Source organism: Sphingomonas gei (assembly GCF_004792685.1).
Lineage (GTDB): Bacteria > Pseudomonadota > Alphaproteobacteria > Sphingomonadales > Sphingomonadaceae > Sphingomonas > Sphingomonas gei.
Map to the genome: position 1 here is coordinate 466,306 of NZ_SRXT01000004.1, position 16,780 is coordinate 483,085.

General features: G+C 67.3%; 15 protein-coding genes and 1 pseudogene. 9 read left to right on the forward strand and 7 right to left on the reverse strand.

Features of this window, described 5'->3' with window-relative positions; all coding sequences use genetic code 11:
• Nucleotides 1-13: 13 nt before the first annotated feature.
• Genes E5A73_RS12115 through E5A73_RS12125 form a run of 3 tightly spaced genes read right to left on the reverse strand, consistent with a single transcriptional unit; the run spans nt 14 to nt 1,625 of the window.
• Nucleotides 14-658 carry a heme exporter protein CcmB gene (locus E5A73_RS12115; RefSeq protein WP_135964072.1) on the reverse strand — a complete coding sequence of 215 codons (645 nt, stop codon included), beginning with the start codon at nt 656-658 and terminating at the stop codon, nt 14-16.
• On the reverse strand, nt 655-1,224 hold the full coding sequence (gene ccmA / locus E5A73_RS12120) for a heme ABC exporter ATP-binding protein CcmA (protein WP_168355889.1): 570 nt from the start codon (nt 1,222-1,224) through the stop codon (nt 655-657). Before ccmA ends, E5A73_RS12115 begins: the two co-directional genes overlap by 4 nt.
• Nucleotides 1,221-1,625, reverse strand: coding sequence for a metallopeptidase family protein (locus tag E5A73_RS12125; protein ID WP_240700151.1), 405 nt, complete (start codon nt 1,623-1,625; stop codon nt 1,221-1,223). Before E5A73_RS12125 ends, ccmA begins: the two co-directional genes overlap by 4 nt.
• 38 nt (nt 1,626-1,663) lie before the next feature.
• On the opposite strand from E5A73_RS12125, the pseudogene E5A73_RS12130 reads away from it, so the two are divergent.
• Nucleotides 1,664-1,960, forward strand: a pseudogene (locus tag E5A73_RS12130) (4a-hydroxytetrahydrobiopterin dehydratase); the annotation flags it as partial.
• On the opposite strand, the gene E5A73_RS12135 reads toward E5A73_RS12130, so the two are convergent.
• Nucleotides 1,957-2,748, reverse strand: coding sequence for an SDR family oxidoreductase (locus tag E5A73_RS12135; protein WP_135964076.1), 792 nt, complete (start codon nt 2,746-2,748; stop codon nt 1,957-1,959). The pseudogene E5A73_RS12130 and the gene E5A73_RS12135 sit on opposite strands and share 4 nt — an antisense overlap.
• Before the next feature lie 52 nt (nt 2,749-2,800).
• On the opposite strand from E5A73_RS12135, the gene E5A73_RS12140 reads away from it, so the two are divergent.
• From E5A73_RS12140 to E5A73_RS12160, 5 genes are read left to right on the forward strand one after another with little or no spacing between them, the layout of a single operon-like run.
• Entirely contained in the window at nt 2,801-3,568 is a 768-nt protein-coding gene (locus E5A73_RS12140; RefSeq protein WP_135964077.1) for an ATP-binding cassette domain-containing protein, read from the forward strand.
• A complete protein-coding gene (locus tag E5A73_RS12145) occupies nt 3,565-5,088 on the forward strand; it encodes an ABC transporter permease/substrate-binding protein (protein WP_135964078.1) in 1,524 nt (507 codons plus the stop codon). Before E5A73_RS12140 ends, E5A73_RS12145 begins: the two co-directional genes overlap by 4 nt.
• 41 nt (nt 5,089-5,129) lie before the next feature.
• A complete protein-coding gene (locus E5A73_RS12150; RefSeq protein WP_135964079.1) occupies nt 5,130-7,601 on the forward strand; it encodes a glycoside hydrolase family 3 protein in 2,472 nt (823 codons plus the stop codon).
• Nucleotides 7,598-8,638, forward strand: a complete 1,041-nt coding sequence (locus E5A73_RS12155; protein ID WP_168355890.1) for an aldose epimerase family protein — start codon at nt 7,598-7,600, stop codon at nt 8,636-8,638. Before E5A73_RS12150 ends, E5A73_RS12155 begins: the two co-directional genes overlap by 4 nt.
• Nucleotides 8,639-8,682: 44 nt before the next feature.
• Nucleotides 8,683-9,081 carry a GFA family protein gene (locus tag E5A73_RS12160; RefSeq protein ID WP_135964081.1) on the forward strand — a complete coding sequence of 133 codons (399 nt, stop codon included), beginning with the start codon at nt 8,683-8,685 and terminating at the stop codon, nt 9,079-9,081.
• A 67-nt stretch (nt 9,082-9,148) separates the two neighbouring features.
• Here E5A73_RS12160 and E5A73_RS12165 read toward each other — a convergent pair whose 3' ends face one another.
• Nucleotides 9,149-10,720 (reverse strand): aldehyde dehydrogenase (NADP(+)), encoded by a 1,572-nt coding sequence (locus E5A73_RS12165; RefSeq protein WP_135964082.1) that lies wholly within the window; start codon nt 10,718-10,720, stop codon nt 9,149-9,151.
• A gap of 90 nt (nt 10,721-10,810) precedes the next feature.
• Nucleotides 10,811-11,644, reverse strand: a complete 834-nt coding sequence (locus tag E5A73_RS12170; protein WP_240700152.1) for a FadR/GntR family transcriptional regulator — start codon at nt 11,642-11,644, stop codon at nt 10,811-10,813.
• A 342-nt stretch (nt 11,645-11,986) separates the two neighbouring features.
• Here E5A73_RS12170 and E5A73_RS12175 point away from each other — a divergent pair, with 342 nt between their 5' ends.
• Nucleotides 11,987-15,172 (forward strand): autotransporter domain-containing protein, encoded by a 3,186-nt coding sequence (locus E5A73_RS12175; protein ID WP_168355920.1) that lies wholly within the window; start codon nt 11,987-11,989, stop codon nt 15,170-15,172.
• Between the two features lie 38 nt (nt 15,173-15,210).
• Entirely contained in the window at nt 15,211-15,486 is a 276-nt protein-coding gene (locus E5A73_RS12180) for a hypothetical protein (protein ID WP_206366473.1), read from the forward strand.
• Between the two features lie 265 nt (nt 15,487-15,751).
• Here the strand turns inward: E5A73_RS12180 and E5A73_RS12185 are convergent, their stop codons facing one another.
• Nucleotides 15,752-15,967 carry a hypothetical protein gene (locus E5A73_RS12185; protein WP_135964085.1) on the reverse strand — a complete coding sequence of 72 codons (216 nt, stop codon included), beginning with the start codon at nt 15,965-15,967 and terminating at the stop codon, nt 15,752-15,754.
• On the opposite strand from E5A73_RS12185, the gene E5A73_RS12190 reads away from it, so the two are divergent.
• The gene (locus tag E5A73_RS12190) at nt 15,966-16,646 is read left to right on the forward strand and encodes a hypothetical protein (protein WP_135964086.1); all 681 of its coding nucleotides are present in this window, start codon (nt 15,966-15,968) and stop codon (nt 16,644-16,646) included. The genes E5A73_RS12185 and E5A73_RS12190 overlap by 2 nt on opposite strands.
• Nucleotides 16,647-16,780 lie beyond the last annotated feature (134 nt).

Genomic DNA, 16,780 nt, shown 5'->3' on the forward strand with positions numbered 1-16,780 from the left:
CCGCCTCGCCGGCCTAGCTCCGCCCCATCCGGATTGCCGCGCCGGCGACGAACGGGCAGCCCGCGACCAGCAACAGGCTCACTGCGGCGAGCAGCTTGAACGCGCCCGGCTGATCGCCGCTTGCGCCCGCGCCGAAGATCAGCAACGGCACCGCGAAGGGCAGCATCACCAGCCCCGCCAGCGCGCCCGCGCCGCGCAGCCCGGCGACCAGGGCTGCAGTGGCGACACCCAGCGCGGCAAGGCCGGGCGTGCCGATCGCCAGTCCCGCCAGCAGCGGCACTAACGTATTGCCCGGCAAATGCAGCAGCGCGGCGGCCGCCAAAGTCGCGACGAGCAACGCCGGCGCGAAGCCCAGCCAATGTCCGACCATCTTCGCAGCAGCGACGAGCGAGTCGGAAAGCCCGCGCGCGGCGAACTGGTCGAGCATTCCGCTCTCGGCGTCGGGGGTCACCAGCCGCTCGACCGGGAGCAACGCCGCGAGCAACGCCGCCGCCCAGATCACCCCGCCGCCGACACGCGCGAGCAGCCTCCCGTCGGGCCCGATTGCGAACGGAAACAGGATCGCGACGAGCAGGAAGAAGGCGATCGGCATCAGCAGCCCGCCGCTGCTCCACGCCCGGCGCAACTCGCGCCAGACGATCGCGATGAACACACTCACAGCCGCACTTCCTGTGCATGCGGAAGCGCGATCGGCAAATGCGTCGCGACCAGTGCGATGCCGCCGCCGCTGCGATGATCCGCGATCAGCGTCTCCAGCGTTCGCACCGATCCGGCGTCGAGCCCGTTGGCGGGTTCGTCGAGCAGCCAGACCGGCGCGCCGCTCGCGATCACCCGGGCAAAGCCGGCGCGGCGGCGCTGGCCGGTCGACAATAGCCGCACCGGCACCTGGGCGAGCTTTTCGAGCCCCACCGTCGCGAGAGCTGCCTCGACCGCCGCGGCATGCCCGTCGATCCGCGCCCAGAAGCGCACGGCGGCGGCGAGGCCGAGCTCAGGATCGAGCGCCGCAGTCTCGGCGAGCAGCGCCCGGGCGCCGTCCCCCGCTACGCGGCCTGTGGCGGGGGGAAGCAGCCCCGCGGCGATGCGGATCAGGCTCGATTTGCCGGCGCCGTTGGGCCCGGTTACCAGCGCCGCCTCGCCGGGCCCCAGCGCGAAGCGCAGTCCTTCGAACAGCGATCTTCCGCCCCGGACGCACGCGACATCGGCGAAGGACAGGCCGGCGCTCACCCCGCGGAATCTTCCAGCGCGTGCATGTCGTCGTCGGACAGCCCGAAATGATGGCCCACCTCGTGCACGACGATATGGCCGACCAAAGCCTCGAGGGTCACGCCGGTGTCGCACCATTCGTCGAGGATCGCGCGGCGATAGAGATGGATGCGATCGGGCAGGGCGCCCGAATCGAACAAGGATTTCTCGCCGATCGGGCGGCCGTGATAGAGGCCGGTCAGGTCGAACGGGTCCTCGATCCCGAGCGCGTCGAGCGTCGCGTCATCGGCGAATTCCTCGACGATCAGCACGACGTCGGCGAGATGCTCGGCGAAGGGTGAGGGGATGCGGGCGAGCGCGGCGCGGGCGAGCGCCTCGATCGTTGCCGCGTCCGGCGCGTGGGAAGCCGCTTGCCCGCTCATCTGCGAACCCATAGGCGGAGGGGCGAAGGCGGGGCAAGGAGGCGATCATGGTGGCACGGTTGACCGAAGGGCACAGGCGCGAGTCGCTCGCTGCGATTCCCGACTGGACATATGACGAGAGCCGCGACGCGATCGCCCGACGGTTCACCTTCGCCGATTTCAACCAGGCGTTCGGGTTCATGACGCGAGTCGCGCTGATCGCCGAGAAGGCCGATCACCATCCCGAATGGTCGAACGTGTGGAACCGCGTGGATATATTGCTCACCACGCACGATGCCGGCGGTCTCTCGCAGCGTGACATTGCGATGGCGCAGGCGATCGACGCGTTGCTCTAGCGGATCGCGCTGCGGCGCATCTGCTTGCGAAGCGCGCCCGGCATCCAGCGCGCCGCGAAGGCGAGGCGGCGCGCGGTCTTGCCGATCACGACATGGATCTTGTCGCGCTGAATGCCGTTCCAGATCGCTTCCGCCACTTCGTCGAGCGGCGTGAACTCGAGCCCGGCGGCGCGCACCGAATCGCGCGCGGTGTGGTTGGTTCCCGAGACGTTCGAATCGAGCAACGGCGTGTCGATGAAGCTCGGCATCACCACTCGAACCTTGATCCCGTCGGCCGCCCATTCGGCGTCGAGCGCCTCCGAGAGGCCGCGCACCCCGAACTTGACCGCGGCATAGAGCGCGAGCCCGCTCGATCCATAGATTGCCGCCGCGGACGCGGTGTTGACCAGTGCCGAGCCCGGACTGGCCTTGAGGAAGGGGTGGCCCGCGCGGGCGCCGTTGATCACGCCGACCAGATTGATCCCGACGATCCGGTCGATCTCGTCGTCGCTCGCCCCGGCGAGCGCGCCGCCGACCGCGATTCCGGCGTTGTTGAACAGCACGTCGAGCCGCCCGCCGCTGGCCTGGGTGAACGCCGTCAGCGCCTCGCGCCACTGGTCGCGGTCACGCACGTCCATGACATGAATGGTCGCCATGCCGGCGGGGAGCATCGCCTGCGTCGCCGCGAGCCCGGCGGCGTTGACGTCGGCCAGACCGACCCGCCAGCCGCGCGCGGCGAACAGCTTCGCGACTGCCTGGCCGATGCCCGAGGCTCCTCCGGTGATGAAGATCGCCTTTTCGCTCGCCATCCTGCTCCCCCGCTTTTGACCTTTTGAACTTCATCCCGCACAAAAGCCGCCGATGCCAGAGCAAACCCGCAGCGTTACCTTCAAAAATGTCAGTAAGGTCTATGCGGGCGGCGCGAAGGCCGTCGACCAGGTGTCGCTGGAAGTCGCGGCGGGCAGCTTCGTCGCTTTGGTCGGGGCATCGGGGTCGGGCAAGTCTACTCTGCTCAAGACAGTCAATCGGCTGATCGAGCCGAGCGCCGGCGAAGTCCTGATCGGCGGCGAACCGGTGCATGGCGAAGCGCCGCATTTGCTGCGGCGGCGGATCGGCTATGTCTTCCAGAATATCGGGCTCTTCCCGCACATGAATGTCGGCGAGAATATCGCGATCGGGCTCAGGCTCGCCGGCGAACGTGACGCGGCGGCCCGCGTCGCGGAACTCCTCGCGCTGGTCGAACTCGCGCCCGAACTGGCGGCACGCATGCCCGATGCGCTGTCGGGCGGGCAGCGCCAGCGCGTCGGTGTGGCGCGCGCGCTTGCCTGCCGGCCGGGGTTGCTGCTGATGGACGAGCCGTTCGGCGCGCTCGATCCGGTGACCCGCGACGGACTCGGCAAGGCGATCCGCGCGCTGCACGCGCGGATGGGGCTGACGACGATCCTGGTCACGCACGACATGGCCGAAGCGCTGCTGCTCGCCGATCGCGTGCTGGTGATGGCCGCGGGGCGTATCGTCGCAGATGGAGCGCCGCACGAATTGCTGTCGGGCAAGGCAGGGCCCGCCGCCGACGCGCTGATCGCAGTGCCACGCGAACAGGCGCGCCGGCTGGCGGAGCTGGAGACGTGACCGCCGCCTTCGCCCGCGTGCCCGAACTGCTGGCGCAGCATCTGCTGCTCGCCTTCTCGGCGCTCTTGCTCGGACTCGTCGTCAGCCTGCCGCTGGTGGTGCTGTCGTCGCGCAACAAGATCGTGGCGCGGATCGCGCTCGGCTTTGCCGGCCTCGTCCAGACGATCCCGAGCCTCGCATTGCTCGCATTGTTCTACCCGATCCTGCTGTGGCTCTCGGCGCTGGTCGGTGGGGGAATCCCGGCGCTCGGCTTCCTGCCTTCGCTGCTCGCGTTGTCGCTTTACGCATTGCTGCCGATCCTTCGGAACGGAGTCACCGGGCTGGCGACTCTCGATCCCGCGGTGATCGAGGCCGCCGACGGCATGGGGATGACGCGGAACCAGCGGCTGCGGCTGGTCGAGGCGCCTTTGGTCGCGCCCATGCTGATGGCCGGGATCCGCACTGCCGCGGTATGGACGATCGGCGCAGCGACGCTGTCGACAACGGTCGGCCAGCCGAGCCTCGGCGATCTGATTTTCGCCGGGCTGCAGACGCAGAACTGGACGCTGGTGCTCGCCGGCTGCGTCGCCGCTGCCGGGCTGGCGCTGGGAGTCGACGCGCTGCTGGGGCTCGCGGAGTTCGGCATCGCGCGGAGAAGGCGCGGACTGGTCTGGGGCAGCCTGGGCGCTTTGCTGGCAATCGCCGCGATTGCGCTCGCACCGGCATGGCCGGCGGCGCGGGGCACCGTCACCATCGGCGCCAAGGGCTTTTCCGAGCAATATATTCTCGCCCGGCTGATCGGGCACCGGCTCGAGGCCGCAGGATATCGGGTCCGCTATCGCGAGGGGCTGGGCTCGGCGGTGGCGTTCGGGGCGCTCGCGGCGGGCGATGTCGACGTCTATGTCGATTATTCGGGAACGCTATGGACCAACCAGATGCGCCGCGCCGATGTCCCGCCACGCCAGGCGATCGTCGACGGAGTCGCCCAATGGGCCAGAGCGACGCACGGCGTGGCCTCGCTCGGATCGCTGGGGTTCGAGAATGCCTATGCCTTCGCGATGCGCGGCGAGGATGCCCGGCGCCGCGGCATCGCGAGCCTCAGCGATCTCGCGGCGCAGGCGGGCGAACTCGACTTCGCCACCGACGTCGAATTCCTCGAGCGTTCCGAATGGGCCGCGGTGCGCCGCGCTTATGGCATCCGCTTCAAGTCGGCGCGGCCCTATCAGCCGACCTTCATGTACCGCGCGCTGACGAGCGGCGAGGCCGACGTGATCCCGGCATTCTCTTCGGACGGGCGCGTCGTCGCCGATCGGCTCGCCATCCTCTCCGATCCCAAGGGCGCCATCCCGGGCTATGACGCGATGCTGTTGCTTGCACCGAAGCGGGCTCGGGATAGTCGATTCCAGGCAGCGCTGCGCCCGCTGATCGGTGCGATTCGAGTGGAGAAGATGCGCGAAGCCAATTATCTCGTCGATCGCGACACGGACAAGCAAAGCCCCGATCAGGCCGCGAAGTGGCTGGCAAGTGGACTCGCGCGCTGAATCTGCGTTATCGCTAACACAAATATAACGGAGGAGCTGAGATGCGGTCTGGAACCAAGCTGTTGCTTGCGAGCACGATTCTATGGGCCGCGCCGGCTTTGGCGCAGCAGGCACCGACAGCGCTGTCTGACGGCCCGACCGTCGCCGATCCGGCGAAATGGCCGAAGGCGGCGAGCGAGGGCCTGGTCGATCCCGATACCGAGAAGTTCGTCTCCGGCCTGATCGCCAAAATGACGCTCGAGCAGAAGGTCGGCCAGATGATCCAGGGTGATATCGGCAGCATCAAGCCCGAGGAATTGCGCCAATATCCGCTCGGCTCGATCCTCGCTGGCGGTAATTCGCCGCCACTTTCGGGCAACGATCGCTCGGGCCAGGCCGATTGGGTGGCCACTGCCCGCGCCTTCCGCGCCGTCGCGATGGAGCCGCACCCAGGCAGCGTCACCATCCCGCTGATCTTCGGCGTCGACGCGGTGCACGGCAACAACAACGTCATCGGCGCGACGATCTTTCCGCACAATATCGGGCTGGGCGCGGCCAACGATCCGGCGCTGATCCGCCGCATCGGCGCGGCCACCGCTGCCGAGACCGCCGCCGCCGGGCCCGACTGGGCGTTCGGGCCGACCCTGGCAGTGCCGCAGGACGATCGCTGGGGCCGCAGCTACGAAGGCTATTCGGAGGATCCGGCGATCGTCCGTTCCTATGCCGGCGAGATGATCCGCGGGCTCCAGGGCGAACCGGACACCAAGGGCCGCATCCAGAAGGGCAAGGTCGCCGCTTCGGCCAAGCATTTCCTCGGCGATGGCGGCACGTTCAACGGCGTGGACCAGGGCGACACGCGCGTCGGCGAGGACGAACTGATCGCGATCCACGGCGCCGGCTATCCGAACGCGATCGAAGCCGGCACGCTGACGGTGATGGCGTCGTACAACAGCTGGAATGGCGCGAAGATGCACGGCAACAAGTCGCTGCTCACCGATGTGCTCAAGGGCCGGATGGGGTTCCAGGGCTTCGTCGTCGGCGACTGGAACGGCCATGGCCAGATCCCCGGCTGCACGCCGACCGATTGCGCCGCCACCTTCAACGCCGGGCTCGACATGGCGATGGCGCCGGACAGCTGGAAGGGGCTGTTCGAATCGACCGTGCGCCATGTGAAGGACGGCACGATCCCGATGGCGCGAGTCGACGATGCGGTGCGCCGCATCCTGCGGGTCAAGGCCAAGCTCGGATTGTTCGATCCGGCCCGTCCGGTCGAGGGCAAGACGGACGTGCTGGGATCGCCCGAGCACCGCGCGATCGCCCGCCAGGCTGTGGCTGAATCGCTCGTCTTGCTCAAGAATGAAGGCGTGCTGCCGGTGAAGGCCGGCGCGAAGGTACTGGTCACCGGCCCCGGTGCCGATTCGCTGGGAATGCAGACCGGCGGCTGGACGCTCAGCTGGCAAGGCGACGGCAATGGCAACGAGCTGTTCCCCAATGGCGAGTCGATCTTTTCGGGCGTGAAGAAGGCAGTCGAGGCCGCCGGCGGCACCGCGACCCTCTCGCCCGACGGGACCTTCACTTCGCAGCCCGACGTGGCGATCGTGGTGTTCGGCGAGCAGCCTTATGCCGAGATGCGGGGGGATATTCGCACGCTCGAATTCCAGCCCGGCGACAAACAGGCGCTGGGGCTGCTCAAGAAGCTCAAAAATGCCGGGGTTCCGGTGGTTTCGGTGTTCCTCTCCGGGCGTCCGCTCTGGGCGAATCCCGAGATCAACGCCTCGGACGCGTTCGTCGCGGCGTGGCTGCCGGGCAGCGAGGGCGGCGGAGTCGCCGATGTGCTGGTCGGCGACGCGGCGGGCAAGCCGCGGAGCGACTTCAAGGGGCGGCTGTCGTTCAGCTGGCCGAAGACCGCCGGCCAGTTCAACCTCAACAAGGGCAGGCCGGGCTACGACCCTTTGTTCGCGCTCGGCTACGGCCTGAGCTATGCCAAAGGCGGCGCGGTGCCGGCGCTGAGCGAGGAGGCGGGGATCGACCCGTCGCTCGGCAATACCAGCACCTATTTCGCCAAGGGCGTCACGCCGGCGCCGTTCTCGTTCGCGACCGACAGCCGGATCACGCGCAAGACGGTCGACGGCCCGCAGACGCAGGAAGGCGCGCAGCAATTGGTCTGGCCGAACGGCCCGGCGACCTTGCGGATCGGCGGCGGCGATCTCGATTTGAGCCGCGAGGCCAATGGCGATCTGTCGCTGCAGATCAGCTACCGAGTCGATCGCGCCCCGGCGGGCAAGGTCCAGCTGAGCATGGAAGGCGGCACCAACAAGGGGACGATCGACGCGACCAGTCTGTTCAACGGCCAGGTCGGCACGTGGCGCACCGCCAAGATCTTCCTCAAATGCTATCAGCAGAACGGAGTCGACCTCGCCAAGGTCGGCGCGCCACTGGTGCTCCAGGCGTCGGGGCCGTTCGGGCTGAGCCTCGCCGATGTGCGGATCGTCTCCGATCCGAACGCGTCGATCTGCCCGGGAGCCAAGCCTTGAGCGAAGCCGCGGCAATCGAAAGGATCGCGATTGCCCGCGGCGGCATCCGCGCCGAGCTGCTCACGCTCGGCGCGGCGCTGCACACGCTCGAAGTGCCGGACCGCGACGGCAAGCGTGCCAATGTCGTGCTCGGCTATCGCGACCTCGAAGAGTATCGCGCGCACCCACGTTTCTATGGCGTCGTCGCGGGGCGCTACGCCAATCGGATCGGCGGCGCGCGGTTCAACCTGGACGGTGTGGAATATCGGCTGCCTGCCAATAGCGGGGCGAACAACCTGCATTCGGGGCCGCGCGGGTTCGATCTGCAAGACTGGAAGGTCGAAGCGCGCGATGCGCATTCGGTGACCTTCGCGCTGCTGAGCCCGCACCTCGACAATGGCTTCCCGGGCAATCTCCATGTCCAGGTACGCTATGCGATCGACGGCGACGGACTGGCGATCGGCTTCCGCGCCACCACCGATCACGCGACGGTGGTGAATCTGACCAACCACGCTTATTTCAACCTGGCCGGGGAGGGCAGCGGGACGACGATCCTCGATCATGTCCTGCAGATCCCGGCGAGCCAGATCACTCCGGTCGACGCCGCGCTGATTCCGACCGGCGCATATCAATCGGTCGACGGCACGCCGTTCGACTTCCGCACCCCCAAGCCGGTGGGGCGCGATATCGACGCGGCGGACCCGCAGATCGCGCTCGGCCGCGGCTATGACCATAATTTCGTGCTGGCCGGCGCGGCGGGCACGGTCCGCCGGATCGCGACTGTGTTCGACCCCGAATCGGGCCGCGCGCTGGACGTGCATTCGACCGAGCCGGGGGTGCAGCTCTACACCGGCAACCATCTCGCCAACGGCGCGCCGGGCACCGGCGGCGGCAGCTATCCGATGCGCGGCGGGCTGTGTCTCGAACCCCAGAAATTCCCCGACAGCCCCAACAAGCCGGCTTTCCCTTCGGCGCGGCTCGATCCGGGGCAGGAATATCGCCACGACATGGCGTTCCGGTTTCGAACGGCGAAGGATGCGGCCGGCGCGTTCGGCTAGCGCCGGAGGTTGCGGCAGCCGCGCGTCGCCGTCAGGATGCGGGGATGACCGTTCGCATAGCAACCTGCCGCTGTGGACAATTGCGGGCGACCTGCACCGGAGAGCCGGTGCGCATATCGGTCTGTCACTGCCTCGATTGCCAGAAGCGCAGCGGCAGCGCTTTCGCCTTTCAGGCGCGGTGGCCCGACGAAAGCGTTCGGCTGGAAGGCGAACGCAGTGAATGGTCGCACAGGAGCGATAGCGGCGCACTCGCGGTTTTCCGCTTCTGTCCGCGATGCGGCGCGACGGTCGCGTATGCCAGCGAGGGGATGCCGGGGATGACCGCGATCGCCGTCGGCGCGTTCGCAGATCCCGATTTTCCGCCGCCGCACTATTCGGTCTATGAGGGGCGAAAGCATGCGTGGGTCGCGCTGCTCGGCGACGCCATCGAGCATTTCGACTGACCGGCACCAACGCTAAGGGCCGGACTCCTCGCGGAGCCCGGCCCGATCTTGCTAGACCAAATGGTCGTTACAGCGTCGGCGTGCCGTTCACCCGGCGCGGAACGGAGGAATCGTCGCGCAGCTCGGCAGGGAGCAGCGCGGCCGGCAGGTCCTGATAGGCCACCGGGCGCAGGAAGCGCTCGATCGCCAGCGTGCCTACCGAGGTGCTGCGGCCGTCCGAAGTCGACGGGAAGGGTCCGCCATGGACCTGTGCGTCGGTGACTTCGACGCCGGTCGGCCAGCCATTGGCGAGAATGCGCCCGGCGAGCCGCTCGAGCACCGGCAACAGTTGCTGCGCGGTCTCGGTGTCGCTCTCCTCGAGGTGCAGCGTCGCCGTGAGCTGGCCCTCGAGCAGGGTCACCACCTTGCGCAGTTCGTCCACGTCGGCGCAGCGGACGAGCAGAGCGGCGGCACCGAACACTTCCTCGGCATGGCTCGGATCGGCGATGAAGTCGGCGCCGGTCATCGTGAACAAGGCGCCGCGACCCGAGGTCGGGCCCGACGGCTCCTGGCCTTCGGCAACCAGCTTGAGCGCGGGTGCCGAGGCCCAGCGCGCGACGCCGCTGGTATAGGCCTTGTGGATGCCGGGGGTGAGCATCACCTGCGACGGCGCTCCGAGCATCGCTTCCGAGGCGGAAGCGACGAATGTGTCGAGATCGGGACCTTCGAGCGCGAGCACGAGGCCCGGATTGGTGCAGAACTGGCCGGCGCCCAGCGTCAGCGAGGCGACGAATGCCTTGCCCAGCGCCTCCGCGCGCGCGGCGAGCGCGCCGGGGAGCAGGAAGACCGGATTGATGCTGCTCATCTCGGCATAGACCGGGATCGGCACCGGGCGGTTCTGCGCGAGCTTCATCAGCGCGATGCCGCCGCCGCGCGAGCCGGTGAAGCCGACTGCCTTGATCCGTGGATCGGTGACCAGGGCCGAGCCGACCGAATTGCCCGCGCCGTTGATCAGCGAGAACACGCCTGCGGGCATGCCGGTCTTCTGCGCGGCGCGGGTGATCGCGCCGGCGACCAGTTCCGACGTGCCGGGATGCGCCGAATGGCCCTTGACGATGACCGGGCAGCCGGCGGCGAGCGCCGCGGCGGTGTCACCGCCGGCGACCGAGAATGCCAGCGGGAAGTTCGACGCGCCGAACACGGTGACCGGGCCGAGCGGGATCATGCGCAGGCGCAGATCGGGCTTGGGCGCCGGCGCGCGGTCGGGGATGGCGTGGTCGATGCGCGCGCGGAGATAGTCGCCGAGCCGCAGCTCCTTGGCGAACAGCCGCAGCTGGCCGGCGGTGCGCCCGCGCTCGCCGGTGAGGCGCGCCTGGGGCAGGCCGCTTTCCTGCATCGCCCGCTCGACGAGTTCCTCGCCCAGCGCCTCGATTTCCTCGGCGATCGCCTCGAGGAATTTGGCGTGGTCTTCGCGCGGCAAGGCGGCGTAGACCGGAGCGGCGGCTTCGGCGGCGGCGGCGGCGGTCTCGACATCGTCGGTGGTCGCGACGCTGAAGCTCGGCTCGATCTCCGCTCCAGTGGCGGCGGCGATCGCCTTGAAGCCCGGCCCGTCGCGCGCCACGCGCTTCGATGCGACAAACAATTCCCCGGTCAGGGCCATGCGAACTCTCCGATGTGACAAAATGAAGTTAGCGGTAACAAAATATACCCGGGGATTTAAGCATGCGGGTGCCGCGGTGCAACCCGAAGCTCAGCAGCAAACCGCGACCGGCCCGTGCCCGGCGCCCGGATCGCGCGCTTCCATCGTGTCGGTCAGCCCGCGTTCGACCAGCCGCGCCATCGCGTCATGGGCACCCTCGGCATCCTGCGCCTCGATCGCTTCATAGACTGCGAGGTGGACCGGCAGCGCGTCGTGCGGCGCGGGCAACCGGTGCTGCTTGAACGCCGTGGTGATCGCGATCGCCGCGGCGACGCCGCTGGTCAGCGAGACGATGAAGTCGTTCGCCGATGCCTCGAGCAATGCGGAGTGGAATTCCTTGTCGCAGCGCCGGCCGATCTCGGTGGCGAAGCCGTGCTGCGCGACGCCGTCGAGCCCCGCCTTCATCCGCGCGAGCTGCTCGGCGGTGCGACGCGTGGCGGCGAGCCGCGCGGCGTCGGGTTCGACGATGCGGCGGAGCTCGAACAGGCTCGCGATCAGCCTTTCGTCGGGCTCGCCGACGAAGATCCAGCCGAGCACGTCGGGATCGAGCAAATGCCATTCCTTGCGGGGCGATACCTGCGTCCCGATCTTGGGCCGCGAATTGACCAGCCCCTTGGCGGCGAGGATGCGGATCGCCTCGCGATAGGCGGTGCGCGAGACGTTGAACTGGCTGCTCGCGGCGATTTCACCTTCGAGGATCTGGCCGGGCTCGAGCAATCCCGAGACGATGCGGATGCCGAGCTCGCGCGCCACCGTGCCGTGCAGCCGCAGCGAGCGCGGCCGCGGCGGGCGACGCCGCACGCGCTTGGGCCTGGCATCGGGCTGCGGCTTGGGCTGGGCGGTGGCCATCGGCTCCTGGCTGACTGAGGCGGCCGGACTCGTCATCGGCTGCCGGTGCCGCTCTCTAGCTGCATTTGCGCGGCACATAAAGGCCGGCGCGCGCGGCCAAGATCAGGCGGCCGCAACCGTACAAGACGCATAGATCACGGTGCGCGTGGGCACGATGTCGGAATGAAACATCCACTGTGAACGAAAATTACAAAAGCACTTTCAAGGTAAAATATCGCTGTTAACGTGGGAGTTGCGAGTCGCCGGGATTGTCGAATCCCGCCTGGGCTTTGCCGGTCCCGATTTGGGGGCGACGGCGGCTCGCGCCGAGGGCAGTCGTCCCCAACAGGGGAGTTAATGACTATGGCTTCGACACCGGCTCGCACGGCGCTTCGGCACGTGCTGCAAGGGACCGCCGCGCTCGGCGCAATCGCGCTCGCCAACTCTGCCACTGCACAGGAGCGGCCCACCGGGGTCGAGAACACGCCGGGGATCGTCATCCGCAACGATCTCAATCCCAACACGCTGCCGCCGACCGGGGTTCTCGATCCGGTCGACATCACCGGCGTCGGCCAGGTCACCGTCGATGAGGGCGATGGATTCGTCGGGCTGTGCACCGGAACGCTGATCAACCCGCGCACGGTGATCTTCGCCGCGCACTGCGTCAACGGAGCGCCGGCCGACAGCTATGGCAAGGCGACCGGGGGCACCGGGATCAGCGTCGGGTTCAAGGCGAACAATCTGCCCGCGCTCCAGCAATGGCTCGGTGCCGGCAACTACGCCACCAACGCCGCCAACGCGCTCTACAATGTCGAGCAGGTCTGGTACGATCCGCGCTCGACCACGCCCAGCGCCAACAGCTTCCTCGAAGGCGACGTCGCACTGGCGACGCTCGACGCGCCGGCGACCGGCATTCCCACCTGGACGATGCTGTTCTCGCCGCTGACCGAAGAGACCCACGCAGTCATCACCGGCTACGGCAATCGCGGCACCAGCGCGACGGGCGAGGCCGGGATCGATTTCCGCCGCCGCGTCGCCGAGAACATGATCTCGGTGCTCGGCTCGCTCGACGACCGCGACGACTGGCTGTTCGGCCCGGCGCCGGCCAGCAATCCGCAGAGCCTGTACATGTCCGACTTCGACAGTCCGGCGGGGCAGGCTGCCTATAATTCCGCTGCCGGCCGCTATGACTTCGACTTGTTCGACGGCGCCGCTTTGCCTCGCGAGGGCACCACCGCGGGCGGCGATTCGGGCGGTCCGCTGATCGCGGATCAAGCGTTCAACAAGCCGGTGGTCGTCGGCGTGCTGTCAGGCGGCTCGCGCTTCTTCGCCGCGCAGAAATTCTCGACCTACGGGACGCACAGCTTCTATCAGCCGCTGTTCCTGTTCTGGGACGCGATCGTCGCCAATAACAGCTATGTCTATGCCAGCGCCAAAGCGGGCGCGGCCGATTGGGACGATGCCAGCCACTGGATCCAGGACATGGATCCCAATTACGCGATCACGGTCAACGGCCAGTTGGTCAACAGCCTGCCCGATACGCCCGCGCTCGGGGTGAGCGGCAGCACGGTCAAGTTCGGATCGGTCTGCTTCCTCGACGATTGCACCGATCTGGCCGACGATCCCGAGGCGACGCCGTTCCCGACCGGCAACGGCACGCCGATCTACATCGTCGGCGGCCCGGGCACGACCAACTTCGTTCCCAACAACGTCGTCGCCAATCCGACCTTGGGCGTGAAGGCGCGGTATTACGACGTGACGCTGGCGGCGGCAGGCCTCACCAGCCTCGGCACCACCCGCACGATCGACCGGCTGACGGTGAGCGGCTCGCATCTGCTCGACGTCCGCAATACCGGCCAGCTCAACGTCCTCACCGACTTCACTCAATGGTCGGGCTGGAGCAACGTGGACGGCCTGCTGCGCTCGCGCGAGGCACTGATCGCCACCGGCACGCTCACGGGCACCGGCACGATCGATCCGACCTATCTGACGGTCGGCGCAGCCACGGTCAGTCCCGGCGGCCCGATCGCGGCTACGTTCACGGTCAAGGGCGATCTGATCCTGTCGTCGGGCGCGACGCTCGCGATCGACCTCGGCCAGTCGCAATGGGACCGGCTCGTCGTCCAGGGCGATACGCTGAACACGGGGATCGCCGCGCTCGGCGGCACCGTGGCGTTCAACCGTGGATTGATGTCGACTGCGCCGCGCGATGGCCAGAGCTTCGTCTTCCTCACCGCGACCGGGGGCGTCAACGGCACCTTCGCCAACGTGACGGCGACCAGCCTCGGCCTGCTCCAGCCGCAGGTGATCTACGCCGCGAATTCGGTGACGGTGAAGCTCCAGGCGGGCTCGATGGCGGCGTTTCTCGGCAAGAGCGGCGGCACCGCGGGCGTCTTCGCCAGCGCCTTGGATGCGCTGCGCGGCAAGCACTACACCAATTTGTACAACCTCTACGGCGCGGTCGATCTGATGGCGCCCGAGCAGATGGCGTCGACGCTGCGCGGCCTCAACCCCGCGATCATGGGCGAATCGCGCGCGCTCCAGGAACGCCAGTCGACCGTGATGCTGAGTGCCGTGACCGATCGCCTGTCGATGCTCGGCACCGGCGACATGGCCGGCAAGCTCAGCATCGTCGGCACGCCGGATGCGCTGGGCGGATTGACCAGCGTGGATCGCGGCGAAACCGCGGCCAGGTCGAGCAGCGTGCGTGCGCTGCTGCCGAGCACGATGAGCATCGGCAATCTGCCGGAGAAGGTGTCGGGCTTCATCTCGGGCGGCTTCACCAATGGCAGCGCGGGCTATGGCGTGCGCGGCCAGCTGAACGGGCAGCAGAGCTGGTATGTCGGCATGGGCCTCGAGATGGAAGTGGCGGACTATACGACGTTCGGCACGGCGGTCGGCTTCTCGGAAGGCACCAGCCGTCCGGGCGTCGGCAGCGACGAGGCGGATACCCGCGTCTCGCAGATCGCGGTCTATGGCTCGCACCGTCTCGGCGGCGGGGCCTATCTTGCCGGGCTGGGCATGGCCGAACAGACCCGCACCGGGCTACGCCGCGAGGCGAGCACGGGCGATCTGGCATATCGGCTGGCGGGCAGCGCCAACATCAGCCGCTATGCCGCGCGGGCCGAGGCGGGGGTCAACCTGGAGGTGGGACAAAAGCTGACGCTCACGCCGCGGGTGTCGTTCGGCTATTCGTCGTTCGCCTATACCCCGTTCCGTGAAGGCGGCGGCGAGCTGGCGCTGCAGGTCGACCGGATGAGCGCGGCGACCTTCGACGGTCGGGCGGGCGTCCAGTTCGCCGGATCGGCGCAGATCGGCAGCTGGACCTTGGTGCCGCAGATGACCGCGGACTATGTCCAGACACTGGCGGGCAATCGCGGATCGATGCTGGTGCGCTTCGCCGCGGCGCCCGACGTGGCGATGCTGCTCCCGCTGATGAACGGCGATGCCGGCTATGGCGAAGTCCGCGGCGGCTTCCGCCTGGTCAACGGGCCGGTCGAGTTCGGTGCCGGCGTCGAGAGCCGGATCGGCCGCGCGCTGTATCGCGACGATCGCGCGGTAGTCGACGCGCGGTTCCGCTTCTGAGCCTCAGGCACGGCGCCGGGGGAAACTCGGCGCCGTGCTTGCATCGCGCCCGGATCGGCAGGGCCGCTTTCCGTCGACATCTTGCTTATCGGGACACCGGTCGCGCTGTCGTCGGTGCGTCGGCCTCCGCCGTCAAGCGCGGCGTGATCGGCACCCATCCCCTCAGCGAAGCGCATCTGCACCGCTACACCGCCGAGTTCGATTGCCGCTACAACGCTCGCAGCATGACCGACGGCGAGCGCGCTGCCGTGATCCTCAAGGGTGGCGAGGGCCGTCGCCTCACCTATCGGCGGACTGACAAGCTCGCGGCCTAAGTACTACGAGCCCGCGTGCAAGGTCGGCGAGAGCCGCAAGCGCTGGACTCAGTAACCTTGTGCACTATCCTGCCAGTAGTAGGAGTAGGACGATATAGCCGACTAAAATAAAAGACCAAAGATCATATTGAGTGGTTGCACCAGCGAAGGTAACGGCGGCGATGGGGTTCTCATTGATCCATCAGCTGACTTCGACGTCCAAATGTCCGACGTAAGGTCGATCGCGAACAAAGGGGACGGGATTTCCCTCTCTCACAAAGCTGTATCAAAAGTAAAAGCTTGGTATGAGCAGCCCTGCTGGAATCGTGATTTTAGCGGTCTTGGGCACTCTTATTTCGACGGTTGTGATCGCGCTGGTCTTAGCCACTCCAGCAAAATGCGGCTTGTGGGGCGTCGCCAGCATCCGCTTTAGCGCCGCCTCGCGACGGGCCTCCGTCTTCGCTTCGGAGTAGGTGTCTTCTTGAGGATCGATGTTGCTCATGGCGAACGAAGATAAGGACCATGTCGCCACCGAGCAAATGTTTGCTCTTGTGGGGCGTGCCATCACTCAATGGAGTTTCGTTGAGCAGGTGCTGTGCAACATTTTCACCCTCTGCGTGACGCCATGCCCAGCCCGACCATCCGATGGCGCGACATCGATGATCGACAGCGGCGTCTCTACCGCTGTGTTCTACTCGATAGAGAGCTTCCGCGGTAAGCTAGGGTTGGTTGATGCAGCCTTGTTGGCGCGCGTGTACGGCAGCGCCGTTTGGGCCGAAGATCTCAGAACGGAGTGGGCCAAACTTCGCGACAAGACGAGAAAGTTGTCTCTGAAACGAAATCGCCTCGCCCACTGGACTGTAATCCCTGCCATGAGCGACGAGGACCGCTTTCATCAAGCGCGGCTTATGCCTCCGTATGGCAGCCCAGGGTGGTGGAGAGAGACTGGCAGCAATCCGCCAGGGAATGACCTCAAGCCTCTCCATATTCAGCACTTGGGAAAGGCGTTCTACCTCATCGAGGATCGCTTGCGTTGCTTCTCTCGTAAGCTCGCGCAGTGCTCAGGACTGTCCGACAGATACGATCAGCTAACGGTGCGTCTGATACGCTCACATGATCGACTAAACCCGACGCGCGGAGAATGGATAAGACACGCGCTCGCATCTCCTCCGGAATTTTGAACTCAGCGCCGGCCCGTCCCGAATCTTCTTCCATTTCTCCGCCTCAAAATTCGGGCGAATCGTGTCTTGCTAAATCAAGTACACAGATGCCCGATTTTTGAGCAGCTTTTCGCATCTGCACAAAAATTTACGCC

What these genes read in the sequence shown, in the direction of transcription:
- E5A73_RS12125 (WP_240700151.1), bottom strand. Translation starts at nt 1,625, where the DNA reads ATGAGCGGGCAAGCGGCTTCCCACGCGCCGGACGCGGCAACGATCGAG.
- E5A73_RS12135 (WP_135964076.1), bottom strand. Translation starts at nt 2,748, where the DNA reads ATGGCGAGCGAAAAGGCGATCTTCATCACCGGAGGAGCCTCGGGCATC.
- E5A73_RS12140 (WP_135964077.1), top strand. Translation starts at nt 2,801, where the DNA reads ATGCCAGAGCAAACCCGCAGCGTTACCTTCAAAAATGTCAGTAAGGTC.
- E5A73_RS12150 (WP_135964079.1), top strand. Translation starts at nt 5,130, where the DNA reads ATGCGGTCTGGAACCAAGCTGTTGCTTGCGAGCACGATTCTATGGGCC.
- E5A73_RS12160 (WP_135964081.1), top strand. Translation starts at nt 8,683, where the DNA reads ATGACCGTTCGCATAGCAACCTGCCGCTGTGGACAATTGCGGGCGACC.
- E5A73_RS12165 (WP_135964082.1), bottom strand. Translation starts at nt 10,720, where the DNA reads ATGGCCCTGACCGGGGAATTGTTTGTCGCATCGAAGCGCGTGGCGCGC.
- E5A73_RS12170 (WP_240700152.1), bottom strand. Translation starts at nt 11,644, where the DNA reads ATGACGAGTCCGGCCGCCTCAGTCAGCCAGGAGCCGATGGCCACCGCC.
- E5A73_RS12190 (WP_135964086.1), top strand. Translation starts at nt 15,966, where the DNA reads ATGGCGAACGAAGATAAGGACCATGTCGCCACCGAGCAAATGTTTGCT.
- E5A73_RS12185 (WP_135964085.1), bottom strand. Translation starts at nt 15,967, where the DNA reads ATGAGCAACATCGATCCTCAAGAAGACACCTACTCCGAAGCGAAGACG.